The 21,873-nt window shown below is 66.9% G+C and carries 20 protein-coding genes and 1 pseudogene; 7 read left to right on the top strand and 14 right to left on the bottom strand.

Annotation, left to right across the window (positions count from 1 at the left end):
- Positions 1-22 precede the first annotated feature (22 nt).
- From mtrA to cofD, 9 genes and pseudogenes are all read right to left on the bottom strand, one after another.
- The gene (gene mtrA / locus OG405_RS02140; protein WP_442790645.1) at positions 23-700 is read right to left on the bottom strand and encodes an MtrAB system response regulator MtrA; all 678 of its coding nucleotides are present in this window, start codon (positions 698-700) and stop codon (positions 23-25) included.
- A gap of 79 nt (positions 701-779) precedes the next feature.
- Positions 780-1,454, bottom strand: coding sequence for a dTMP kinase (locus tag OG405_RS02135; RefSeq protein ID WP_327149957.1), 675 nt, complete (start codon positions 1,452-1,454; stop codon positions 780-782).
- A gap of 242 nt (positions 1,455-1,696) precedes the next feature.
- Positions 1,697-3,178 (bottom strand): adenosylhomocysteinase, encoded by a 1,482-nt coding sequence (ahcY, locus tag OG405_RS02130; RefSeq protein ID WP_327149956.1) that lies wholly within the window; start codon positions 3,176-3,178, stop codon positions 1,697-1,699.
- A gap of 125 nt (positions 3,179-3,303) precedes the next feature.
- Positions 3,304-4,467: an alkane 1-monooxygenase gene (locus OG405_RS02125; protein ID WP_442790644.1), complete on the bottom strand. Its 1,164-nt coding sequence runs from the start codon at positions 4,465-4,467 to the stop codon at positions 3,304-3,306.
- A gap of 140 nt (positions 4,468-4,607) precedes the next feature.
- Positions 4,608-5,228 (bottom strand): TetR/AcrR family transcriptional regulator, encoded by a 621-nt coding sequence (locus OG405_RS02120; RefSeq protein WP_327149955.1) that lies wholly within the window; start codon positions 5,226-5,228, stop codon positions 4,608-4,610.
- 41 nt (positions 5,229-5,269) lie between these two features.
- A pseudogene (locus OG405_RS02115) lies at positions 5,270-5,374 on the bottom strand (rubredoxin); the annotation flags it as partial.
- A 190-nt stretch (positions 5,375-5,564) separates the two neighbouring features.
- Complete coding sequence (locus OG405_RS02110) at positions 5,565-6,083, bottom strand: NUDIX hydrolase (RefSeq protein ID WP_327149954.1); 519 nt, start codon at positions 6,081-6,083, stop codon at positions 5,565-5,567.
- Complete coding sequence (locus OG405_RS02105; protein WP_327152607.1) at positions 6,080-7,441, bottom strand: coenzyme F420-0:L-glutamate ligase; 1,362 nt, start codon at positions 7,439-7,441, stop codon at positions 6,080-6,082. The genes OG405_RS02110 and OG405_RS02105 overlap by 4 nt, the downstream gene beginning before the upstream one ends.
- A gap of 5 nt (positions 7,442-7,446) precedes the next feature.
- Positions 7,447-8,445, bottom strand: coding sequence for a 2-phospho-L-lactate transferase (cofD, locus tag OG405_RS02100; RefSeq protein WP_327149953.1), 999 nt, complete (start codon positions 8,443-8,445; stop codon positions 7,447-7,449).
- A 513-nt stretch (positions 8,446-8,958) separates the two neighbouring features.
- Between cofD and OG405_RS02095 the strand changes: the two genes are divergently transcribed.
- From OG405_RS02095 to OG405_RS02065, 7 genes are all read left to right on the top strand, one after another.
- A complete protein-coding gene (locus tag OG405_RS02095) occupies positions 8,959-9,192 on the top strand; it encodes a WhiB family transcriptional regulator (RefSeq protein WP_030523343.1) in 234 nt (77 codons plus the stop codon).
- A gap of 104 nt (positions 9,193-9,296) precedes the next feature.
- The gene (locus tag OG405_RS02090; RefSeq protein WP_168165638.1) at positions 9,297-9,776 is read left to right on the top strand and encodes a metallopeptidase family protein; all 480 of its coding nucleotides are present in this window, start codon (positions 9,297-9,299) and stop codon (positions 9,774-9,776) included.
- Between the two features lie 260 nt (positions 9,777-10,036).
- A complete protein-coding gene (locus OG405_RS02085; protein ID WP_442790811.1) occupies positions 10,037-10,411 on the top strand; it encodes a DUF3499 domain-containing protein in 375 nt (124 codons plus the stop codon).
- A gap of 59 nt (positions 10,412-10,470) precedes the next feature.
- Positions 10,471-11,847: a phosphomannomutase/phosphoglucomutase gene (locus OG405_RS02080; protein WP_327149952.1), complete on the top strand. Its 1,377-nt coding sequence runs from the start codon at positions 10,471-10,473 to the stop codon at positions 11,845-11,847.
- Between the two features lie 115 nt (positions 11,848-11,962).
- Entirely contained in the window at positions 11,963-13,159 is a 1,197-nt protein-coding gene (locus OG405_RS02075; protein ID WP_327149951.1) for a tobH protein, read from the top strand.
- Positions 13,159-14,373, top strand: coding sequence for a mannose-6-phosphate isomerase, class I (manA, locus tag OG405_RS02070; RefSeq protein ID WP_327149950.1), 1,215 nt, complete (start codon positions 13,159-13,161; stop codon positions 14,371-14,373). The genes OG405_RS02075 and manA overlap by 1 nt, the downstream gene beginning before the upstream one ends.
- 801 nt (positions 14,374-15,174) lie before the next feature.
- Complete coding sequence (locus tag OG405_RS02065; RefSeq protein WP_327149949.1) at positions 15,175-16,101, top strand: cation diffusion facilitator family transporter; 927 nt, start codon at positions 15,175-15,177, stop codon at positions 16,099-16,101.
- Here the strand turns inward: OG405_RS02065 and OG405_RS02060 are convergent.
- From OG405_RS02060 to OG405_RS02040, 5 genes are all read right to left on the bottom strand, one after another.
- Positions 16,098-17,570: a phytoene desaturase family protein gene (locus OG405_RS02060; protein ID WP_327149948.1), complete on the bottom strand. Its 1,473-nt coding sequence runs from the start codon at positions 17,568-17,570 to the stop codon at positions 16,098-16,100. The two genes, OG405_RS02065 and OG405_RS02060, sit on opposite strands and share 4 nt — an antisense overlap.
- A 26-nt stretch (positions 17,571-17,596) precedes the next feature.
- Positions 17,597-17,992 (bottom strand): RidA family protein, encoded by a 396-nt coding sequence (locus OG405_RS02055; RefSeq protein ID WP_327149947.1) that lies wholly within the window; start codon positions 17,990-17,992, stop codon positions 17,597-17,599.
- A 91-nt stretch (positions 17,993-18,083) separates the two neighbouring features.
- Positions 18,084-19,388: a cytochrome P450 gene (locus OG405_RS02050; protein ID WP_327149946.1), complete on the bottom strand. Its 1,305-nt coding sequence runs from the start codon at positions 19,386-19,388 to the stop codon at positions 18,084-18,086.
- 202 nt (positions 19,389-19,590) lie between these two features.
- Positions 19,591-20,310 carry a TIGR03089 family protein gene (locus OG405_RS02045; protein WP_327149945.1) on the bottom strand — a complete coding sequence of 240 codons (720 nt, stop codon included), beginning with the start codon at positions 20,308-20,310 and terminating at the stop codon, positions 19,591-19,593.
- A 16-nt stretch (positions 20,311-20,326) separates the two neighbouring features.
- Positions 20,327-21,802 carry an LCP family protein gene (locus OG405_RS02040; protein ID WP_327149944.1) on the bottom strand — a complete coding sequence of 492 codons (1,476 nt, stop codon included), beginning with the start codon at positions 21,800-21,802 and terminating at the stop codon, positions 20,327-20,329.
- Positions 21,803-21,873 lie beyond the last annotated feature (71 nt).

Genomic DNA, 21,873 nt, shown 5'->3' with positions numbered 1-21,873 from the left:
GGACCCGGAAACGCGAGCCGGATCACGGCGGACCGGCCTTGTACCCCACACCGCGGACGGTCAGAACGATCTCGGGATTCTCCGGATCCTTCTCGACCTTCGCTCGAAGTCGCTGCACATGGACGTTCACCAGCCGGGTATCGGCGGCGTGCCGGTAACCCCAGACCTGTTCCAGCAGTACCTCGCGGGTGAACACCTGGCGGGGTTTGCGGGCCAATGCGACCAGCAGGTCGAACTCCAGCGGCGTGAGCGAGATCTGCGTGCCCTCACGGGTGACCTTGTGCGCCGGAACATCGATGACGACGTCGGCGATGTTCAGCAGCTCGGCCGGCTCCTCCTCGGTACGGCGCAGCCGGGCCCGTACCCGGGCCACCAGTTCCTTGGGCTTGAACGGTTTGACGATGTAGTCGTCGGCCCCGGATTCGAGGCCGAGTACCACATCGACGGTGTCGGTCTTGGCGGTGAGCATCACGATCGGCACACCGGAGTCGGCGCGCAGCACCCGGCATACATCGATGCCGTTCATCCCGGGCAGCATGAGATCGAGCAGCACCAGATCGGGGCGGATCTCACGGACTGCCGACAGGGCCTGGGTGCCGTCGCCGACCACGTGCGGATCGAACCCCTCGCCCCGCAGGACGATGGTGAGCATCTCCGCGAGCGCCATATCGTCGTCGACGACCAGAATCTTCGGCTTCATAGTTACTATGTTGTCATCTCCCGCGCTCGTAACGGGCCGCCACGCCACACAATGGCGCGTTCCCGCCGGATATCCAACACTAATTCGCGACCAATGCGGCGAGCCGCGCGGCCAATGAGTTCGTTTCGTCGGCGAGTCGGCCGGAACCTTCTTCTTCGGTGGACCGGAAAACCCACCAGGTTCCATACCAATCACGCCGAGCAAGATCACGGTACACCTCGGCGGTACGGTTCTGTAATCCGCCGTCGCGCTCGTAGGCGTCGAGCGCACGGGACTCGTCGAGTTCGCCTCGGCGGCGGGCGCGTAGCGCGGCTACCTCCGTGGGCACGTCGAGGAGCACCTGCACCCGGGGTATCGGAAGCTCGAAACGGCCGAATTCCAATTCGCCGACCCAGCGCACTATTTCCCCGTCCGCGGATTGGCCCAGTCGCGCGGCGTTGTAGGCGGCGTTGGAAGCGACATAGCGGTCCAGCAGGAGCACATCATTACCGGCCAGTAGTTTTGCGAGTTCGTCGGCAGCCCCGGCTCGGTCCAGCGCGAAGAGTGCCGCCATGGCATTCACCGATCCGGCCAGATCGCCGTGTCCACCGTGCAGAGCTTCCGCGGCCAGGTCGGCGTGCACGGAGCGACCGTATCTCGGGAAAGCCAAGGTGTCGACACGCAGTCCGCGCTGTTCGAGGGCCGCCGCCAGATGGCCGATCAAGGTACGTTTACCCGCACCGTCGAGGCCCTCGATAGCTATCAACACTCCCATGTCCAGGCAGAATACCCCGGTCGCACGCGAATCCTCTCGCCGGTTCTCCCGGACTACAACCGACGGGACGGGAAGAGGATCCGCCTGTGCCGACCACTACCTCACGTCGGGTTCCGGCGGAGCCGTGCTCGGCCGGAACCCGACGATCCACGGAAATCGGCCGGGAGGTCCGCGGCCCCGGCCCCGGACAGCAGGAGGCCGCCGGCATCTCCCGCGCCGGCGGCCTCCTGCGGACAACCGGATCAGTACCGGTAGTGCTCCGGCTTGAACGGCCCCTCGACATCGACATTGATGTACTCGGCCTGGTCCTTGGTGAGCTTGGTCAGGGTGCCGCCGAGCGCCTCCACATGGATCTTGGCGACCTTCTCGTCGAGCACCTTGGGCAGGCGGTAGACCTCGTTGTCGTATTCCTCCGGCTTCGTCCACAGTTCGATCTGGGCGATCACCTGGTTGGAGAAGCTGTTGCTCATCACGAACGAGGGGTGGCCGGTGGCGTTGCCGAGGTTGAGCAGACGCCCCTCCGACAGCACGATGATGGACTTACCGGATTCACCGAATGTCCACAGGTCGACCTGGGGTTTGATGTTCAACTTCGTCGCACCGGAACGTTCCAGGCCCGCCATATCGATTTCGTTGTCGAAATGGCCGATATTGCCCAGAATGGCCTGGGCCTTCATCGCCTTCATATGCTCGAGGGTGATGATGTCCTTGTTGCCGGTGGAGGTGATGACGATATCCGCGTCGCCGATCGCCTGCTCCACGGTCACCACATCGAAACCGTCCATCAGCGCCTGCAGGGCGTTGATGGGATCGATCTCGGTGACCTGGACCCGGGCACCCTGACCGGCCAGCGATTCCGCGCAACCCTTGCCGACGTCGCCGTACCCGCAGATCAGCACCTTTTTACCGCCGATGAGGACATCGGTGCCGCGGTTGATGCCGTCGATCAGCGAATGCCGGGTGCCGTACTTGTTGTCGAACTTCGACTTGGTGACCGAATCGTTGACGTTGATAGCCGGGAAAGTCAGCTCGCCCGCCGCGGCGAACTGGTAGAGCCGCAGGACGCCGGTGGTGGTCTCCTCGGTCACGCCCTTGACACTCTCGGCGATCGCGCTCCACTTGCCCTTATCGGTTTCGAACCGCTCGCGCAGCAGGTTCAGGAAAACAGTGTATTCCGCGGAATGCTCCTCGTCGGCGGGCGGAATCACCCCGGCCTTCTCGAACTGGGCGCCGCGCAGGACCAACATGGTGGCGTCGCCGCCGTCGTCGAGGATCATATTGGCCGGTTCGCCCGGCCAGGTGAGCATCTGTTCGGCGGCCCACCAGTATTCCTCCAGCGTCTCGCCCTTCCAGGCGAAAACCGGAGTGCCCTGCGGCGCGTCGATCGTGCCGTGCGGGCCCACGACCACGGCCGCGGCCGAGTGGTCCTGGGTGGAGAAGATATTGCAGGAAGCCCACCGCACCTGTGCGCCCAGTGCGGTGAGGGTTTCGATCAGTACGGCCGTCTGCACCGTCATGTGCAGCGAACCGGAGATCCGCGCGCCCTTCAGCGGGGCGACATCGGCGTACTCGCGGCGCAGGGCCATCAGCCCTGGCATCTCGTGCTCGGCCAGCCGGATCTCCTTGCGGCCGAATTCGGCCAGCGCCAGATCCGCGACCTTGTATTCGACACCGTTGCGAGTGTCGGTGCTCAGCGAGGTTCGAGGCAGTTCGGAGGTCGTCATCAGCGTGGATCAGCCTTCTCTCGGTATCGGTCTCGACCGCAAGGCTAGCGGGTTCCCCGACGCTGTGGCGCGGGTGTGCCGGTCGACGCGATCGCCGGTCGGTAACGCCCGTCCGGGGCCGGTGATCAGGCCGCGACCCGTCCCCGCACGGCCGCGAGAACGCGCTGTTCCTTACCGGGCGCGAGATTTGTCCGGGTGATATCGCCGTCGTAATGGGCGAGTACGCGCTTGTCCATGACCCGGCGCCACAGCGGCGGAATCACGGCGAGCACCACCATCGCCGCGTATCCGGCGGGCAGCTGGGGCGCCTCGTTCGAGCTGCGCAGGGTCTGATAGCGCCGGCCCGGGTTGGCGTGGTGATCGCTGTGCCGCTGCAGATGGAACAGGAAGATGTTGGTCACCAGACGGTCGCTGTTCCAGCTGTCCCGCGGGGTGCAGCGGCGGTACCGCCCGTTGGGCCTGCGTTCCCGCAGCAGCCCGTAGTGCTCGATGTAGTTGACCGTTTCCAGCAGTCCGGCGCCGAGTACCGCCTGCAGCAACAGATACGGCAGGATCTGCCAGCCGAAGACCAGCATCAGGGCGCCGAACAGCACCACCGTCATCGACCATGCCTGCAGAATGTGGTTACCCAGGCTCCACCAGCCGCTACCGGTCCGCTGCAACCGTTCCCGCTCCAGCGTGATCGCGGAGCGGAATCCACCGGCCACACTGCGCGGCAGGAATCTCCACAAACTCTCACCGAGCCGGGCGCTGGCGGGATCGTCCGGGGTCGCCACTCGCACATGGTGGCCCCTGTTGTGCTCGACGAAGAAATGCCCGTACCCCGACTGCGCCAGCGCTATCTTCGCGAGCAGGCGTTCCAGGTGTTCCACCCGGTGCCCGAGTTCGTGTGCCGCGTTGATACCGATCCCGGACACCAGGCCCAGGGTGGTGGCGAGCCCGATCTTGTCGACGATGCTCAGCTCGGCGCCGGACCACAGATAACCGGCGAGGGTGAGTCCGATCAGCTGGAAGGGCAGGAACAGATAGGTGCACCAGCGATAGAAACGATCGTTGGAGAGAGTCTCGTAGTCCTCGTCGCGAGGATTGGTGCCGTCGTCGCCGACCAGCACGTCCAGCAGCGGAATCATCACCAGCACCACGATCGGCCCGAGCCACCAGAACACCTCGAGGCCGGTGTGCAACACCAACTGCGAGGGCAACAGCGCACAGGCCGGCGCGATCAGTCCGAGAATCCACAGATGGCGTTTGGGATCGGCCGATCCAGTCGACTTGCCAACCAATTGCACTTTTGCTCCGCTACTGAGAACCGAACCGACAGCGGCCTACATCGTTGCAGAACCTGCGTCACTGATGAGTCTTTGTTCGCCCCGAACGTGGGCATTGTTACATGCAGGTACCTTACCGGCGGCTCACCATCGTGGCGAATTCATCGCAACTCGCGTTCGGCGAGCACGGCGGCGACGTAGGGACTGAAAACGCGTCCGAGTTCGGCGGGTGCGTCGTGCTCGGCCGGGGGCGGTGTCGGGATATAGCTGATCGCCAAACGCACCAGCGCATGCGCGAAGGTGAGAGCCTGCGCCGGGGTCAAAGCGATCCAGCTGCGCTGCATCACCGTCGACAGCCGCTCGGTGGCGTGCGCGATCAACGGGCCGGCGTCGAGGGTGATGAGCCGGAGCAGATCGAGTTTCACTTCCCCGAGCAGCAGCGACCGCACGAGCGGATCCTGCGCGGAATCGTGGAAATAGCTCGCCAGGCCTTCTCGGATGGATGCCTGCGCGTCGCCGATATTGGCGGCCAGCGCTGTTTCCACATGGTCGACGAGATCATCGGCGAGCCGAATGGCATAGGACTCGGCGAGGCCACCACGGGAGCCGAATTCGTTGTAGAGGGTCTGCCGGCTCACCCCGGCTCCGGCCGCCACCTCGGTGAGCGTGATCTTGGACCAGTCACGCTGCAACAACAGGTCTCGCATCGCGTCGAGGACGGCTGTGCGCAGCAACTCACGCGCAGACCCCTGGTTCGCATTCCGGGACCCGGTGCTCGGCATATCAGCGACACTTGCACGAATGCACCGCGGGAGTCAAAGTTTCAAGTTCGCTCGATTTCGATCATGAAGAAATCCGACTTGGCCGCCCCGCAGTCCGGACACGTCCAATCGTCGGGGATATCGTCCCAGCGTGTACCGGCCGCGATACACCGGTGCACCGTCACGTACGCAACACACTCACTTCGACGGTAAGCGCGAAGAGGCCCTGGAGCGGACACGTCTATGCGTTCGGTAAAGAACGGATTCGGGTCACGCATACTTTATGAAGCGGATGGCTCCCGGTCCGTCGCCCACCGAACCCACTGCTCGACCGTGATCGGCCGAGCAGTGGCAGTCTCACCGGATCAGTACATCGGCGTCCGGTGGCAGATCGCGCACCGCCCACCACCGCAGATCGGTGGATTCGGCACTGCGAACCGGGACAGCGTCGGCCGGCGCGGTGATCCGGAACAGCAGATCCAGATGACGAGTCGGTACGCCCAGTGAACAGGTGATCGGATGAGCCTGGGCGCCGTAGAGTTCCGGTTCGAGCCGCAGTCCCGGAATACCGGATTCCTCGGTGGCCTCGCGCAGCGCGGCATCGGCCACGGTCTCGTCCGCGGGCTCGCAGTGCCCGCCGAGCTGGATCCAGCGCCCTACCCGCGGATGCAAGGTGAGCAGTACTTCCCCGCCGTCGTGCGAGAACACCACGGCCGAGGCGGTGATATGACCGGGTACGTGCTCACGCAGGCAACCGCGGGGAGCCGCGCCAAGGAACGCGAGCATCGCCTCACGCAGCGAGGCGTCGGAGCCAAGGGCCGGTTTCCATGCAGTCAGCAGATCGGTTGCCGACGCGTGCAGCGATTCGGCGGTCACAGCTCGACCAGGCAGGTATCGGGGTCGCGCGGCGCACGCGGGGTGAGTTCCTCGGTGGGATACCCGATCGCGATGGCCCCCAGCGGGATCCATTCGTCGGCCAGGCCGAGCACCTCCCGGGTCACCTCCGGGGCGAAGATGGTCGACCCGATCCAGCAGCTGCCCAGCCCCTCGGTCGCGAGCGCGACCAGCAGTCCCTGGACCGCGGCACCGACCGCGACGGTGAACATGGTCCGTTCCGCGTCTCGGCGTCGTTCGTCGGGATAATCGTGAGCTCCGTCGGGGACGCAGAACGGGATGATCACCTCCGGCGCGTCGAACAGCAGGCGGCCGCGGTTCACGCGCCGCTCGATCCGCTCGGAGTCCAGGCCGTCCGCCGCGAGATCGGACCGCCACTTCTCGGCCATCGTCTCGAGCAAACGCTGCCGCCGGTCACCATCGCGCAACCAGACGAACCGTACCGGGCGGGTGTGGTGCGGCGCCGGCGCGGTGAGTGCCACCGCGACAGCGGTGCGTATCTGTTCGGGTTCCACCGGATCCGGTGCGAAGGCGCGGACCGATCGGCGCAGCAGCACCGCTTCCCCACGTCCCCGCTCGATCGCCTCGGCGGTACCGAGCCAGAACAGATCGTCGGTGCCCGGGCGCACCAGATCGGCTGCTGTCGAACCGTTGTCGACCGCGGTGAGCCCTCGGACCACCGCGATCGGGACACCGCCGAGCTTCCCCTTGACCAGGTCTGCGGCAGCGGCCAATTCGTCCGCGATCGCCACCTGGGTGACCTGGAGTTCGTTGCCCTGCCCGTCGACGGCGCCCGCGTAGTCGTGCAGCACGGGCAAACCCGCGGAGCCGATCGCCACATCCGTCTGTCCGTTGCGCCAGGCACGGCCCATGGTGTCGGTGACCACCACCGCGATCTCCACCCCGAGCCGGGTGCCCAGCGCCGACCGCAAACCTTTTGCGCTGCCATCGGGATCGGCGGGCAGCAGTACCAATTCGTCGTTTTCGACGTTGGACCCGTCGACCCCGGACGCGGCCTGCACGATGCCGAGACGGTTCTCGGTGATGAGGGTGCGACCCCGGCGGGCCACGACCCGCACCGCCTCTTGTTCGACAAGGCGGCGCCGCGCGGTATCGCGTTCCTCGGGATCGGTCGGTGCCGCGACGATCCGCCCCTCGGCCTTGGCGACGATTTTGCTGGTGACCACCAGGATGTCGCCGTCGGTGAGCCAGGGAGCCCGGGCGGCGATATGTTCGGCAAGATCGTCACCGGGCCGGAATTCCGGTAATCCGGTGATCGGCAGGATCTGCAATTGCGTCGCGGAATGATCGGGGATCGCGGCCTCCACCGACGGGTTCACGCTGGTCACGGCTTAACTCCTGCCAACTCGAGAGCCGCACGCACCATTTCGGCGGTGGTGGGCGGATCGGTCATCAAAAGGGGAACACTGCGCACCTGCACACCCGGAACCTCGGCGGTATCGGTGGTGTGTATCAGCCAGCCGTCGAGAATGCCTGTGGCCGAACGAGATCCGTAGTGACGCCCGACCGCCTCCGCCGAGGTCTCCACGCCGATCACCGACAGGCATTCGTCGGCCATCCCGCGCAACGGCTTTCCGTCGATCACCGGCGACACCCCGATCACCGGGGCCTCGGTGGTGCGCAGCGCGCCCCGAATTCCGGGCACCGAGAGGATCGATCCGACGCTCACAACCGGGTTCGATGGAGCGAGTAATACAACATCCGCACCGGCTATGAGTTCAGTCACATTCGGTGCCGGTTTGGCCTCATCCGCCCCGATTGTGGCGAATCCGTGGGTTTCGACGTCGGCACGGTACCGAACCCACCACTCCTGGAAATGGATCGCGCGGCGTTCGCCAGGACTGTCCGGATCGCTGATAACAACATGCGTTTCACAGCGATCGTCAGTTGCCGGGAGGAGTTTCACGCCCGGTTGCCATCGATTGCACAGCGCCTCGGTAACCGCCGAGAGGGGATACCCGGCGCGCAACATTTCGGTACGAACCAGGTGCGTCGCGATATCGCGGTCGCCCAGTCCGAACCAGTCGGGCTGCGCATGATATTTCGCGAGCTCCTCCTTGGCGTGCCAGGTTTCACCCAACCGGCCCCAACCGCGCTCCGGGTCGATTCCGCCACCGAGCGTATACATGCAGGTATCGAGGTCGGGACAGATTCTCAGCCCATGCATCCAGACATCGTCGCCCACGTTCACGATCGCGGAAACCTCCGCCTCGGGGAGCAGCTCCCGGACGCCCAGCAGGAACCGCGCGCCACCGACTCCGCCGACCAGGACGACGATACGGGGACCATTGGCGGGTGCGCTGTCCGCTTGTTGTGAAGTCACATCTGTACACCCTATGCCGCGCGGGAAATAGTGCGCGTTCCGCTATATTTGCCGCTCATTTGCTATTCGGGTCACAAGATCGACTCGGAATGCTGCGCGGGATAGTAACGGAATAGTGACGGTGGCTTGACCATCACCACAGGCGGCGTGTCTAATCACAGACATGTCATTCCGGGTCGCGCGGGAAGTACAAGGCGCGCATGGAAACTCGAACAGATGTTCGAATTGGAATGACACGTTCGGGGAAGTCCGCGAGACAACGTCGCGGAGTTTGGCCGTCGGCGTGCGCGTCGATCGACGGAAATGAATTCATTCTGCGCTAACACACAATGAGGAGGCGGAGCGATGGCCGATGATCTGGCCCCGGCCGGCATTCCGGTGGGTGTATCGCGAACCGATTCCACAGCAGGCGCAGCACAAGGCGTCGCTGCTGAAAACGGCTGGTCCGGACCTGATCGGAACGAGCATGAATCGACTCCCCGGCTCAGCCTGATCGTGACCGGTTTCGACGAGATGTTCGGCTCCATCGAAGAACAGTGGCAAGAACGCGCACTCTGCGCGGAGACAGACCCGGAGGCCTTCTTCCCGGAGAAGGGTGGCTCCACCCGCGAGGCCAAACGCATCTGCTTGGGATGCGAGGTCCGCGACGAATGCCTGGAATACGCGCTCGCGCACGATGAGCGCTTCGGAATCTGGGGCGGCCTGTCGGAGCGGGAGCGCCGGCGCCTCAAGCGCGGTATCGGCTGACGATCGGCGACCGTATGCGGCCGTACCGCTCGCGTCGGTGCGCCCCGGAGCATGTAGCCGGGGCGGGCCGTCGCGATCGGAGATAACTGACTAACGTTCTGCTCATGGCACGATCCCGCAACCGCAGACCCCCGACCGCCCGGTCGGTCAGCCGTCGCGGCCGCGGTGTCCGCGGCCCGATGCTGCCGCCGACTGTTCCGGCCTGGCGCACCCGGGGCCAGAAATTCGACCGGCTGGTCCTGGAAGCATTCGCCCCGCTGGACACCCGCTGGCACGATCGCCTCACCAAACTCGATATCGCCGTCGACGATGTGCCCAAAATCCGTCCACTGCACCCTGATTCGGTGACCTGGCCGGACGAGGTGGTCGCCGACGGCCCGGTCCCGCTGTCCCGGCTGATCCCGGCCGGTGTCGACCGGCACGGCACGCCCATCCGCGCCCGGGTGGTGCTGTTCCGCAAACCCCTCGAACTACGCGCCGGCGACCCCGACGATCTGGTGGAACTGCTGCGCGAGGTCCTGGTGCAGCAGATCGCGACCTACCTCGGGGTCGACCCGGACGTGATCGACCCCGAACCGGAATAGGCGTCGCCTTCGGCGCTGCGGGGTCGGGGCCCTCGTGACCCCGGCAACTGAGGCGGGATATCCGGCGTGGAGGGAATGTGGGTCTTCGGGGGAGCTGTGATCGATCTGGGGAAGTGGGTACGGTCATTGTTCGAATGGTCGGCTGTTCACACCCGAAGCGGTACGAATCACACTGCGCCGCGCCGTGCGTGGGCAGATCCATGAGCGTGTCTGCCCCACCCGCGCGGGTGGGGCGGGTTACGCTCGACGGCGTGATCTCCATGCGTCGTTGCTGCCGACCCGGCTGCAAGAATCCGGCCGTCGCGACGCTCACCTATGTCTACTCCGACTCCACCGCGGTGGTGGGCCCGTTGGCGACGGTGGCCGAACCTCATTCCTGGGATCTCTGCGCGACCCACGCCTCCCGGATCACCGCCCCCAAGGGCTGGGATATGGTCCGGCACGAAGGCGGCTTCTCCACCAGCCCCGACGACGACGATCTGACCGCGCTCGCCGAGGCCGTCCGGGAAGCCGGATTACGCCGCCGCCCGCCGGAACCCGACCAGCGGGGCTACCGCGAACACACTCCCCCGCCGCGCCCCACTCGCACCGGCCGCCGCGGACATCTGCGGGTACTCCCCGATCCCCCCAGCTGAGCTGCTTCTATCGCCCCGCCGGAGGCGGGGCCGTCAACGCACGCACTAGGGTAGTCGCCATGACAGTCGCCCGCTCTGCCGAGTCCGTGAACGCGGTGATCAAGGCTTACGACATCCGCGGTGTGGTCACCGACCAACTCGACGCCGGCTTCGTCCGGGACACCGGGGCGGCGTTCGCCCGGCTGATGCGGGGCGAGGACGCACGACGCATCGCGATCGGCCACGATATGCGCGCCTCATCTCCCGAGCTGGTGGCCGCTTTCGCCGAGGGCGTGCTCGCCCAGGGCCTGGATGTGGTCCATATCGGGCTGGCATCCACCGACGAGCTGTATTTCGCTTCGGGGCGGCTCGACTGCCCGGGCGCCATGTTCACCGCCAGCCACAATCCGGCGCGCTACAACGGCATCAAGCTCTGTCGCCCGCGCGCGCTGCCGGTGGGCCAGGACACCGGGTTGGCGACCATCGCGGACGAGCTGATCTCCGGCGTACCGAGTCACGACGGGGAACCGGGCACGGCCACCGAGGTCGATCTGCTCGACGACTACGCCGCCTTCCTGCGCGATCTGGTCGATCTCGGCAGCATCCGCCCGCTGACCATCGCGGTGGACGCAGGCAACGGGATGGGTGGGCATACCGTTCCCGCCGTGCTCGGTGCGCTGCCGCAGGTCGAGGTGGTCCCACTGTACTTCGAACTGGACGGCACCTTCCCCAATCACGAGGCCAACCCGCTCGATCCGAAGAATCTGGTGGATCTGCAGGCCCTGGTCCGCGATTGCGGCGCCGATATCGGCCTGGCATTCGACGGCGACGCCGACCGCTGCTTCGTGGTGGACGAGCTGGGTGAACCCGTTTCGCCGTCGGCCATCACCGCGCTGGTCGCCGAACGGGAACTCGCCGAGGAGCCCGGGGCCACCATCATCCACAATCTGATCACCTCGCGGTCGGTCCCGGAGTTGGTGACCGAACTGGGCGGCAACCCGGTGCGCTCGCGGGTGGGCCATTCGTTCATCAAACAACTGATGGCCACTTCGGGTGCGGTATTCGGCGGTGAGCATTCCGCGCACTACTACTTCCGGGATTTCTGGGGCGCCGATTCCGGCATGCTGGCCGCCCTGCACGTCTTGGCCGCCCTGGGCGAGGACAAACGGTCCGTTTCCGAGCTGATGGCGTCCTACACCGCCTACGCCGCCTCCGGTGAAATCAATTCGACCGTCGACGACGCCGCCGGCCGGACCGCCGGCGTCATCGACGCGTTCGCGGGGCGGGCAGTCTCGGTGGACCGATTGGACGGCGTCACCGTGCAACTACCCGACCACGCCTGGTTCAACCTCCGCGCCTCCAATACCGAACCGCTGCTGCGCCTCAACGTCGAAGCCAGGTCGCAGGACGAAGTAGACGCACTCGTGACCGAGATCCTGCGCATCGTCCGCGCCTGACTGGAATAGTGGAAATACACACCGTGGATTCGCCCGTTCCAAGGCCCGGTGTCCACGACGCGGGCGGTGGCGGCCGAGACCGACAACAGCGCGATGAGGGGAGGTGCCACGCCCGATGATCGCTGACACCCCGGTACTCGATCTGGACGATGCCGCAATGCTCGAGGCCGCCGATACCGGCGGGGCCCTCCGTTCGGCCGCGTCCGGTGGCGCCCAGGTGCGTGCCACCGCGGCCGCCGTGGCAGAAGGGGCGCTCGCCCGCCTGGACGGTCTGCGCCCGCGAAGCCTGCTGCTGGTATCCGGCCCCGGCCGGGCCGGCCGGGCCGCCGCCCTGCTCGTCGCGACGCTCGGTGACCGGGCCGGGCTCCCCCTGGTCCGGGCCACCTCGGTACCCGCCTGGGTAGGGCCGCTGGATGTGGTGCTGGTGGCCGGAGACGACGCCGGAGATCCCCTGCTCATCGACGGGGTCGACCGTGCGCTGCGTCGCGGCGCCGAAGTGGTCGTGGCAGCCCCGGACGAAGGGCCGCTGCGTGCCGCCGCGGCCGGGCGGGCGGCCCTGCTGGCACCCCGGGTGCCCGTACTCGACGAGAACCGCCTGCTGCGTTACCTCGGTGTCGGGATCGCGGTGCTGCGCGCGATCGACGGCCACCGCAGCGCCACATTCCTGCCCGAACTGGGTGAGCTGGCCGATGTCCTCGACATCGAGGCGCTGCGCGACGGCCCCCAACACGAGGTTTTCCACAATCCCGCCAAAAACCTGGCCGCGCGGACCCAGCAGCTCGGGTTGATCGTCGCCGGCGACACGGCGGCCACCACCGAGCTGGCCGTGCACGCAGCGGAGGTGCTACTGCAATCGGCGGGCCGCACCGCCACCGCTGTGGAACTGGCCGTAGCGATAACAGCCCTACCGCACCTGGTGAACGCCGCCACCGTGGCCGCTCCCGACTACGACCCGCTGTTCCACGACGAACAACTCGACGGCCCGCCACCGGTGGAGAAGAAGCGGATCTTCGTGTGCAGCACGGAATCCGATATCGTGACGGCCCGCCGCAAGATCGCCGTTTTCGGTGGCGCGGGTGGCGGCACCGTGGACGCCGACCTGATCACCGCCGATCTCGAATCGGCTCCGGCCGACCCATCGCGAGCCGGAACCCCGGTCCCCCAACCCGTTCCCACGCCGATCGGCGGAGAACTGGGACGTCTCGCCGTACTCGCGCTGCGCTGGGAGATGGCGGCGGCCTATCTGCGGCTGATCGGCGGCCGGGCGATCGCGGCGAGCGGTCCGGAAAGTTACGACGGGGGACAGTACTAGTGCACGAACTCGTGGGTGCGCTTCGCTCGTACGCCTGGGGCTCGCGCACCGCGCTCGCCGAACTCTGCGGCCGTCCGGTCCCCTCGGCGCATCCGGAAGCAGAACTGTGGTTCGGTGCCCATCCGGCCGACCCCGCCTACCTCCGCACCGACAACGGCACCCGGTCACTGCTGGAGGTGGTTTCGGAGAACCCCGGGGAAGAACTCGGCACGGCCGCCGAGCGTTTCGGCGACCGGCTGCCGTTCCTACTGAAGATCCTGGCCGCCGAAGAACCACTGTCGCTGCAAGCGCACCCGAGCGCCGAACAGGCGCGCTCCGGGTTCGCCCGGGAGAACCGCACCGGGGTGCCGTTCGATTCGCCCATGCGCAACTACCGCGACGACAGCCACAAACCCGAACTGGTGGTCGCCCTGGAACGATTCGAAGCACTCGCCGGTTTCCGCGACCCGCTGCGCACTGTGGACCTGTTCCGCGCCCTGGACGTCACCTCCCTGAACCAATACGCGGACCTACTCGCCGCCCAACCCGATTCCGACGGCCTGCGAACCCTTTTCACCAGCTGGATCACCCTCCCGCCGACTGTCCTGGACAAGCTACTGCCGACTGTGCTGGACGGCTGCGTGCGCTACCTGTCCAATTCCGAACGCGAATTCGCCGCCGAAGCCCGCACCACCCTGGAACTGGCCGAGGCCTACCCCGGCGACGCCGGCGTACTGGCCGCGATGCTGCTCAACCGGATCACCCTGCAACCCGGCCAAGGCCTTTTCCTCGCCGCCGGCAATCTGCACGCCTACCTGCACGGCGTCGGCGTCGAGATCATGGCCAACTCCGACAACGTGCTACGCGGCGGGCTGACACCCAAACACGTCGATGTCCCGGAGTTGCTGAAAGTCCTCGACTTCGAACCGATCGACCTACCGCTGGTCCTTCCCGAACCGGCAGGTGACGGTTCGGTCCGCTACCACACGCCCGCACCGGAATTCGCTCTGCGCCGTTTCGACCTCACCGCCGGTCCTGCGCTGGTGCCCCTGACCGACGCCGGCCCGGGAATCGTGCTGTGCACGGCCGGATCAGCCCGCTTGCTGGACGGCGACTCCGAGGTTTCGCTCACCCGAGGCGGCGCCGCCTGGGTCTCGGCCGCCGACAAAGACATCCGCGCCCAGGCCCCGGAGGAACCCGCGACCCTGTTCTGCGCTTGTGTGGGCGCTGCCTGAGCCCTACGCGACGGGCCGCGAAGACATCTCGGCTCGACGAGGCTCGGCGGGTAGGTTCGGACTGTCCTACTGCCGAGGCTAGCGCGTGCCGAGGCTAGCGCGCTCGGGTCACCCCGGGAGATGGCGCATCGCACTGATCCGTGGATGGCGAGTATGTGGGCCCACTCGTGAAGGTGCTGTGTTTTCGGCGCCGCCTGCGGCGGCACGGGGGTTGAGGCCCTGAGGTCTCGCCGTTCAGGCCTCGAGACTCGCGCTTCGAGGCCTGAACGGCGAGACGGCCTCACCCCTTTGGGGTGTCTCGTAAGACACGACTCGTACGGTTGCGTCGGGTTCGATATCTCGGTGGTGGCATGTAGATCGGTCGCGGGCGGGTCGGTTGTGAATCGAACTGGGCATATAGAGGCCACGGCCACAACGGCTTCCGTCTACTCCGGATGGTCCGCCCTCCGTCCCTGGGGCGCCCCCGGCCGAGAGCGACTGAGGGCGAGCAGGTGGCGGTCCCGAGAATGAAAACCATTGAGCACCTACAGACCGGTCAGCCCACCCCGGCCCCCGGACACATTTCCGCACCCACCTCCCTCTACTCCGGATAGCCGGCCACCCGTGTCGGGGCCCGCCCCGGTTCTGGAGCGACAGAGCGATGGAGCGCAGCGACTGAGCGCCGGAGTGAAGAACCGGGGTCACGAGGGCCCCGACCCGCGGCGCCGAAGGCGCCGCCATGAACACAGCATAGGCTGTTGCGCGGCTGTCGTATCGGAGCGATGCGGATGGTTCGGGCGTCGTAGTACAGGAGGGTGGCGGATGTCGGCTGGTGGAAGTAAGAAGGCGATTCTTGCCGCGTTGTCGGCGAACGCCGGGATCGCGGTAGCGAAGTTCGTGGGTGCCGCGATCACCGGGTCGGCGTCGATGCTGGCGGAGGGGGTGCACTCGGTCGCCGATACCGCCAATCAGGGGCTGTTGTTGTTCGGGCAGAATCGCGCCGAACAGCAAGCCGATGAGTTGCATCCGTTCGGGTACGGCCGGAGCCGCTACTTCTATTCGTTCGTAGTGGCGCTGGTGTTGTTCACCTTGGGTTCGGTGTATGCCCTGTACGAGGGTGTGCACAAGATCCAGCATCCCGAGGAGTTGAGTTCGCCGATCGTGGCCGTGGTGATCCTGGTGGTCGCTATCGTGCTGGAGACGTTCAGTTTCCGTACCGCGGTGAAGGAGTCGGCGCCGCTGAAGGGGCGGGCGAGCTGGTGGCAGTTCATCCGTAATTCGCGGAGCCCGGAGTTGCCGGTGGTGCTGCTGGAGGACACCGGTGCGTTGATCGGGCTGATCTTCGCGCTGGGCGGTGTGGGGCTCACCATGGTGACCGGTGATCCGGTGTGGGACGGTGTCGGCACGCTGGCGATCGGCGCACTGCTGGGTGTTATCGCGATCGTGCTGATCATCGAGATGCACAGTCTGCTGATCGGTGAGGGCGCGACCGCCGCGGAGGACGAGGCGATTCGCGCGAACCTGGTGGACGGGACGACGATCGACCGTCTCATCCATATCAAGACCCAGTACATCGGGCCGGAGGAGATGCTGGTGGCGGCGAAGGTCGCGGTGACACCGGGGCTGGATATCGCGCAGATCGCGGCGGGTATCGACGCGGCGGAGAGCCGGGTGCGCGCGGCAGTGCCCGCGGCGCGGGTCATCTATCTGGAGCCGGATCTGTATCGCGAGACCGTACGCGAACCCTAGGGTGCCGGATTCGACCCGGGAGCCGCGGTGAGCAGGGTGAGGGGGTCGGTGTGGTTGCCGAAGACCGTGCGTAGCGCGTGGCGGGCGGCATGCACCCCGCTCATACCGTGGACGCCGCCGCCGGGCGGGGTGGCCGCGGAACACAGGTATACGCCGGGTAGTCCGGTGCTGTAGGGATTCCAGCGCGGTACCGGCCGGAAGACGGTCTGTGCGAGGGTCATCGCGCCGGCGTTGATATCGCCGCCGATGTAGTTCGCGTTGTGGGCGGGCATTTCGGCGGCTGTACGGACGTGTTTCGCGAGGACGAGATCGCGGAAGCCGGGTGCGAATCGTTCGATCTGGTCGGTGACGAGTTCGCTGACGTCACGGTCGGAGCCGTGTGGAACGTGGGCGTAGGTGTAGAGGGTGTGCTGTCCTGCGGGGGCGCGGGTCGGGTCGACGACCCCGGGCTGGATGACCAGGGTGAAGGGCCGGTCGGTGTGTATTCCCGCGGCCACGGCGTGTTCGGCGGCCATCGCTTCGGCCCGGCTGCCGACCAGGTGCAGTGTTGCGGCTTCGGCGCATCCCGGAGCCTGCCAGGGCACCGGGCCCGCCAACGCGAAGTCCACCTTGCAGGCGCCACCGCCGTAGCGGTAGCGGTCGATTCGGCGACGGTAGCCGGCCGGGAGCCGATCGCCGGTGATGCGCACGAGTTCGGTCGGCGAGGTATCGCAGAGGATCGCGCGGGCTGTCCGGAATTCTTCCAGCGAGTCCACCCGGTGGCCGGTGTGTAGTCGTCCACCGCGGCGGCGCAGGTCGGCGGCCAGCGCGTCCATGATCGCCTGGCTACCGCCGCGCGGCACCGGCCAGCCGCCCGCGTGGGCGAGGGTGGCCAGCAGCAGTCCGGCGCCCACTGCCGGTAGTGCGCGCGGCGGAGTGATGACGTGTTCGGCCACCCCGGTGAACAGGGCGGGCGCGACGTTGCCGCGAAACCTCGTATTCCAGAGCGGGGACCCCTGTTCGAGCAGACGCAGGCCGAACCGGATCGTGGCGGGGCCCAGTGGTATGTGCCGCATATCCGACATCGCTGTCCGCGCCACGCCCGGCCAGTCGCGGACCAGGGGGCCGAACAGCGATCGCCAGGCCTTGCCGTCGGCGCCGAGGCCGGCCGCAGTCCGGTCGAGATCCCGCCAGGCCACTCCGGCGACGCCGCCGTCGAGCGGATGGGCGTAAGAGGCCTCGGGAGTGAGCAGTTCGACCCCGTGCGCGGGCAGGTCGAAAGCCTGGAAGAAGGGCGAGGCCACCGCCATCGGATGTGCGCCCGCGCATTCGTCGTGCCGGAAACCGGGCAGGGTCGTTTCGGCGGTACGACAGCCGCCACCCAGAGTTTCCGCGGCCTCGTACACGTCGACCTCGAGCCCCGCGGCGGCCATGGCCACCGCCGCCGCGAGGCCGTTGGGGCCGGAACCTACCACTACGACATCCGCCATCCCCCGATTCTGCCTCGCCGCCCGGATCAGGGTCGGATGGCCACCGCGTCCACCTCGAACAGCATGGTCGGCAGTGCCAGGGCGGCGACGCCGATCAGCGTCTGAACCGGTGGCCGCCCTCCCCAGATCTCGGCGATCTTCGTGCCGACGACGGTCAGTTTGGCCGCGTCGTGGTCGACGATATGGGTGCGCAGCTGGGCGATATCGGCGAAATCCAGTCCCACCGAACGCAGCGCGATGCCCAGGTTGTCGAACGCCCGGGCGACCTGACCGGCGAAATCATCGGTGGTGGTGGTGCCGTGCGCGTCGGAATCGTATTGGCCGGCCACGAACACGAGTTCGCCGCTGGTGACGGCCACGTGGCTGTAGCCGAACGGAACCGGATCGTGCAGAGCCGGCGGGTTGCTGATCTCGACGGACATGTGGATCTCCTCGGGTCGGGTGACTGTCTACAGAGATCCGACGAATCGGGCGCGGTGAGTGTGACATCACCGATGTCGGTAACCGCCCGGATCACCCGATGGACTCCCGGGCGCGAACGCGAGGACCGGTGTGCACGGGCAGACTCTCGTAGCCGTGCAGCGTGTAGAGCTGCCGGCGCCGCGGCGGACCGCTCAGCCGGAGATCGGGGAACTGTTCGAACAGGGCGCGCAGCGCGTGGGCCGCCTCCATCCGGGCGAGGCCGGCGCCGAGGCAGGCATGGATTCCGCTGCTGAAGCCGACGTGTTCCCTGGCGTTGGGACGGGTTATGTCGAAGCGGGCGGGATCGGGGAATATCGCCGGATCGCGGTTGGCGCCGGCCAGCGACAGCACCAAGGTCGTGCCCTCGGCCAACCGCCGACCCACTACTTCCACATCGGTGTGTGCCAGCCGCGCCGTGGTCTGCACCGGGGGGTCGAAGCGCAGGATCTCTTCGACCGCGCCGGGCCACAGGTCCGGCTCCGCCCGCAGGCGGGCGAGCTGATCGGGATGTTCGAGCAGCAGTACGATGCCCTTGGAGATGAGATTGACCGTGGTCTCGAAACCCGCGCCCATCAGCAGGGTCGCCGAGGCACAGAGTTCGTAGGTGGACAGTTCGCCCTTGCCGACCAGGCTGCTGAGGATATCGTCACCGGGCTCGGTGCGCAGTCGGCCGATATGGTCCAGCAGATAGTTCTGCACTGCTTCCGAGGAACGCATGGCGCGTTCGTGGGCGCTCCACGAGATCCCGATATCCAGCAGCGGGCTGATCGCATCGCCCCAGCGGAGGAACATCTCCCGATCGCGGTCGGGGAAACCGAGCATTTCGGAAATGATGGCAATCGGCACCTGCGCGGCGAACTGGCCCACCAGATCGGCGGGGCCGTCCTCGGGCAGGGCGCCGAGTAGTTCCTCGGTGACCGTGACGACCCGATCGCGCAAGCGCCCGATGGCACGCGGAGTGAACGCCGCCGCGACCGGTTTGCGCATCCTGGTGTGTTCGGGCTGGTCGAGCATCAGCATGGAGGGCGGATCGACGGGGTTGGCCGGGATCGGCCGCCGGGCCAGGGCGCGGCGGCCGAACTCCGGCAGCCGGATCAGCGCAGGCATACCTACTCCGAAGCGATTGTCCCGCAACACCTCCCGAACCACTGCGTGATCCACGGTGATCCAGAGAGGCCCGGCGCGGTGTACTCCGCCCTCTCCACGCAGTTCCTCGAGCAGCGGGTACGGGTTCGTGATCCCCTCGGGACCACCGTTGAGGCGGGCGAACAGATCCCCCCGGCGCAACTGCGCCTTCTTCGCGACCCGGATCAAACCGTGCTGATTCACCCAGCGGAAAACGTATTCCGGCTTCATCCCACCCACTCCTGTCGTGCCGACGGCTTCGTGCGCCGCTCTTCCGCGATCCGAGGGACGCACATACGGCGGCCGGTCGGCCCGGTCGTATTCCAACGTCCACCGGCACCGGAGGACCACCCGATACGAACGCTACGGAATATCCGGCGACCCGGGAACCTGCCGGAGTCGGAGCCCGGGACCTACCGTGGTAGGAGACGCGTCACAGAACGTGGGTGACCCGTTCGGTTTCCACCCGCCGCGCCCGCAGCGCCGGATCGGGTTCGGCCACCTGCACGAGGGAGGCTCCCGCGCCGAGCACCGAGAGAAAACCGTCGATCAATTCGGCGGGGGTGTCCCAGGTGGCACTGGACAGCACCCGATCGCCTTCGGAGAAGCCCTGCCGAGCAGCCGATTTCCGGGCTTCGGCGAGGACCTCGGAGACCGGCATACCGTCCAGGGCCGCACCGGTGCCGCCGGGCAGGAACTGATCGCCGTGCACCCGGACCGCTGACGCGTAATCGGTGACCCCGATCGGCAGATCGCGGACCGGTCCGCCCATGGGGTCCAGTGAGAGGGCCGCCACCTCGGGTGCGTCCTCGGTTTCGGCCAGCCGATCCGCGGCGGCGAAAACCAGCTCCGCGTCGGGATCGGCGCGCAGTACCACTTCGGTTCCGGCCCACCAGCAGCCGAGCAGGACCGCCGCGGTCTGCCAGTGCGCGGGTAACAGCACCGCGACCCGGGCACCCGGGGTGAGCCCGAATTCGTCGCGGATCAGGTTCCCGGTTTTGGCCGCCCAGTTGGCCAGGGTGAGCCCGGACAGCTCGATCCGGGCACCGGTCGCGTCGTCGTACCAGGTGACGCGGGGGCCTGCGGGGTCACGTTCCAGAATCGGCTCGAGGATCGCTTCGGGGAGGGTCGTTGCCTGGTCTATGTCACGCATCGTCTGCTTTCGGCGCTCAATTCACACAGGTGGGTCCGTCTTCGGCCGCCGCGATCGGCGGCGCGGGCGGCACCGGGGTGGCCGAGGTCGACGTACTGCCGAAATCGATCACGTCACCGCTACCGGATCCGGGGCCAGCGTAGTCGCTCGTCAGAACCACGTTCACCGCTCCCGTCGCGATCGACGGATCCGACACTACGGGAAGCCCGCCCAGCGCGGCCGCGACCGCCTTACCGCCCGGATCCGACGCCGACGGGGCGCGCACCTGACTCTGCGACACCGACGACCCATCGGAATAGTTACCCACGGCCCCCTGGGTGTAACCGAGACCGAGGAGTTCCTGTGCGACCGCACCCGCCAATCCGGAAACGGTACTCGAGTTGTAGACCGATACCTCGACATTCGCCGGGTTGACGTTCGGTGTGGTGGTCTCGGTCGCGGCCCGGCTGGTGGGCTCCTCCCCGACCAGCGCCGCGACATAGTCGTGCACTTCGTCGCGATCGACGCGGACCACCGATTCGCCGTTGGAGGTGGTGCCGTTGAGATCGGCGACCGGAACGGTCTCGAAGGTGACCTCCCCGGCGGCCAGGTCCTGGAGCTGGGTCAGGAATCCGAGCAGATCCCAGCCCTCGTCGAGGACTACGGTGCGCCCCACCGCGTCGCTGAGTTCGCGCAACCGGCTCGGATTGCTCAACGTATCGGCGCTGACAACCTGATGCACCAGTTGGGCCATGAACACCTGCTGGCGCACGATACGGTCCAGATCACCGCGTTCGAGATTGTGGCGTTGCCGCACGAAACTCAGTGCCTGGGGTCCGTCGAGCTTTTGCCGGCCACTCGGGAAATACGCTCCCGACATCGGTTCGTCGACAGCATGGCGCAGGCAGACATCCACGCCGCCGACCGCGTCGGTCAGCAGGACGAAGCCGAGCAGACTCACCTCGGCGTAGTGATCGACGGTGATACCGGTGAGCCCGGCCACCGATTCGATCAACGCCTGCCGTCCACGCTGCGTCGACTGCGCCTCGGCGTCGTCCTCCGATACGCCCTCGGCCAGTAGATCCTCCTGCACCGTCTGTTTGGTCACCCCGTACGCGGAGTTGATCTTGCCCTTGCCCGAACTCGGGATATCGACGTAGGCGTCGCGCGGAATCGAGATCGCCGTCGCCGACCGGCCGTCGTTCGGAACTCGGATCAGCACGATGGTGTCGGTATTGGTACCTATCTCGTCACCGGCGTGCAGCATGGCCCGCTCGGCGTCGCTGAGCGGATCACCCTTCGCGTCGGTCCGGGAATCCACGCCCACGAGCAGGATGTCCACCGCGCCGTCGCTGTGTCCACCCAAGCCCAGATCGCTGATCCGCTCGATATTCGAAACCAGCGAATCCACACCGCGCCAGGCGAACCCGGTTGCGACCAGCACAATGAGAGCAACCGATGCGACCAGAACCCGCACCGGACTCCACAACGTCGGCTCCCCACGCTGCGCCACCTCGGACTTCCTCTCCCCTTGTCGATGGCGGCGCCTCCGGCGCCGCGCGTCCGGGGCCCTCGTGACCCCGG

This window comes from Nocardia sp. NBC_01329 (assembly GCF_035956715.1).
Lineage (GTDB): Bacteria > Actinomycetota > Actinomycetes > Mycobacteriales > Mycobacteriaceae > Nocardia.
The sequence above is the reverse complement of the archived record's forward strand: the minus strand, read 5'-3'. Positions and strand labels throughout refer to the sequence as shown.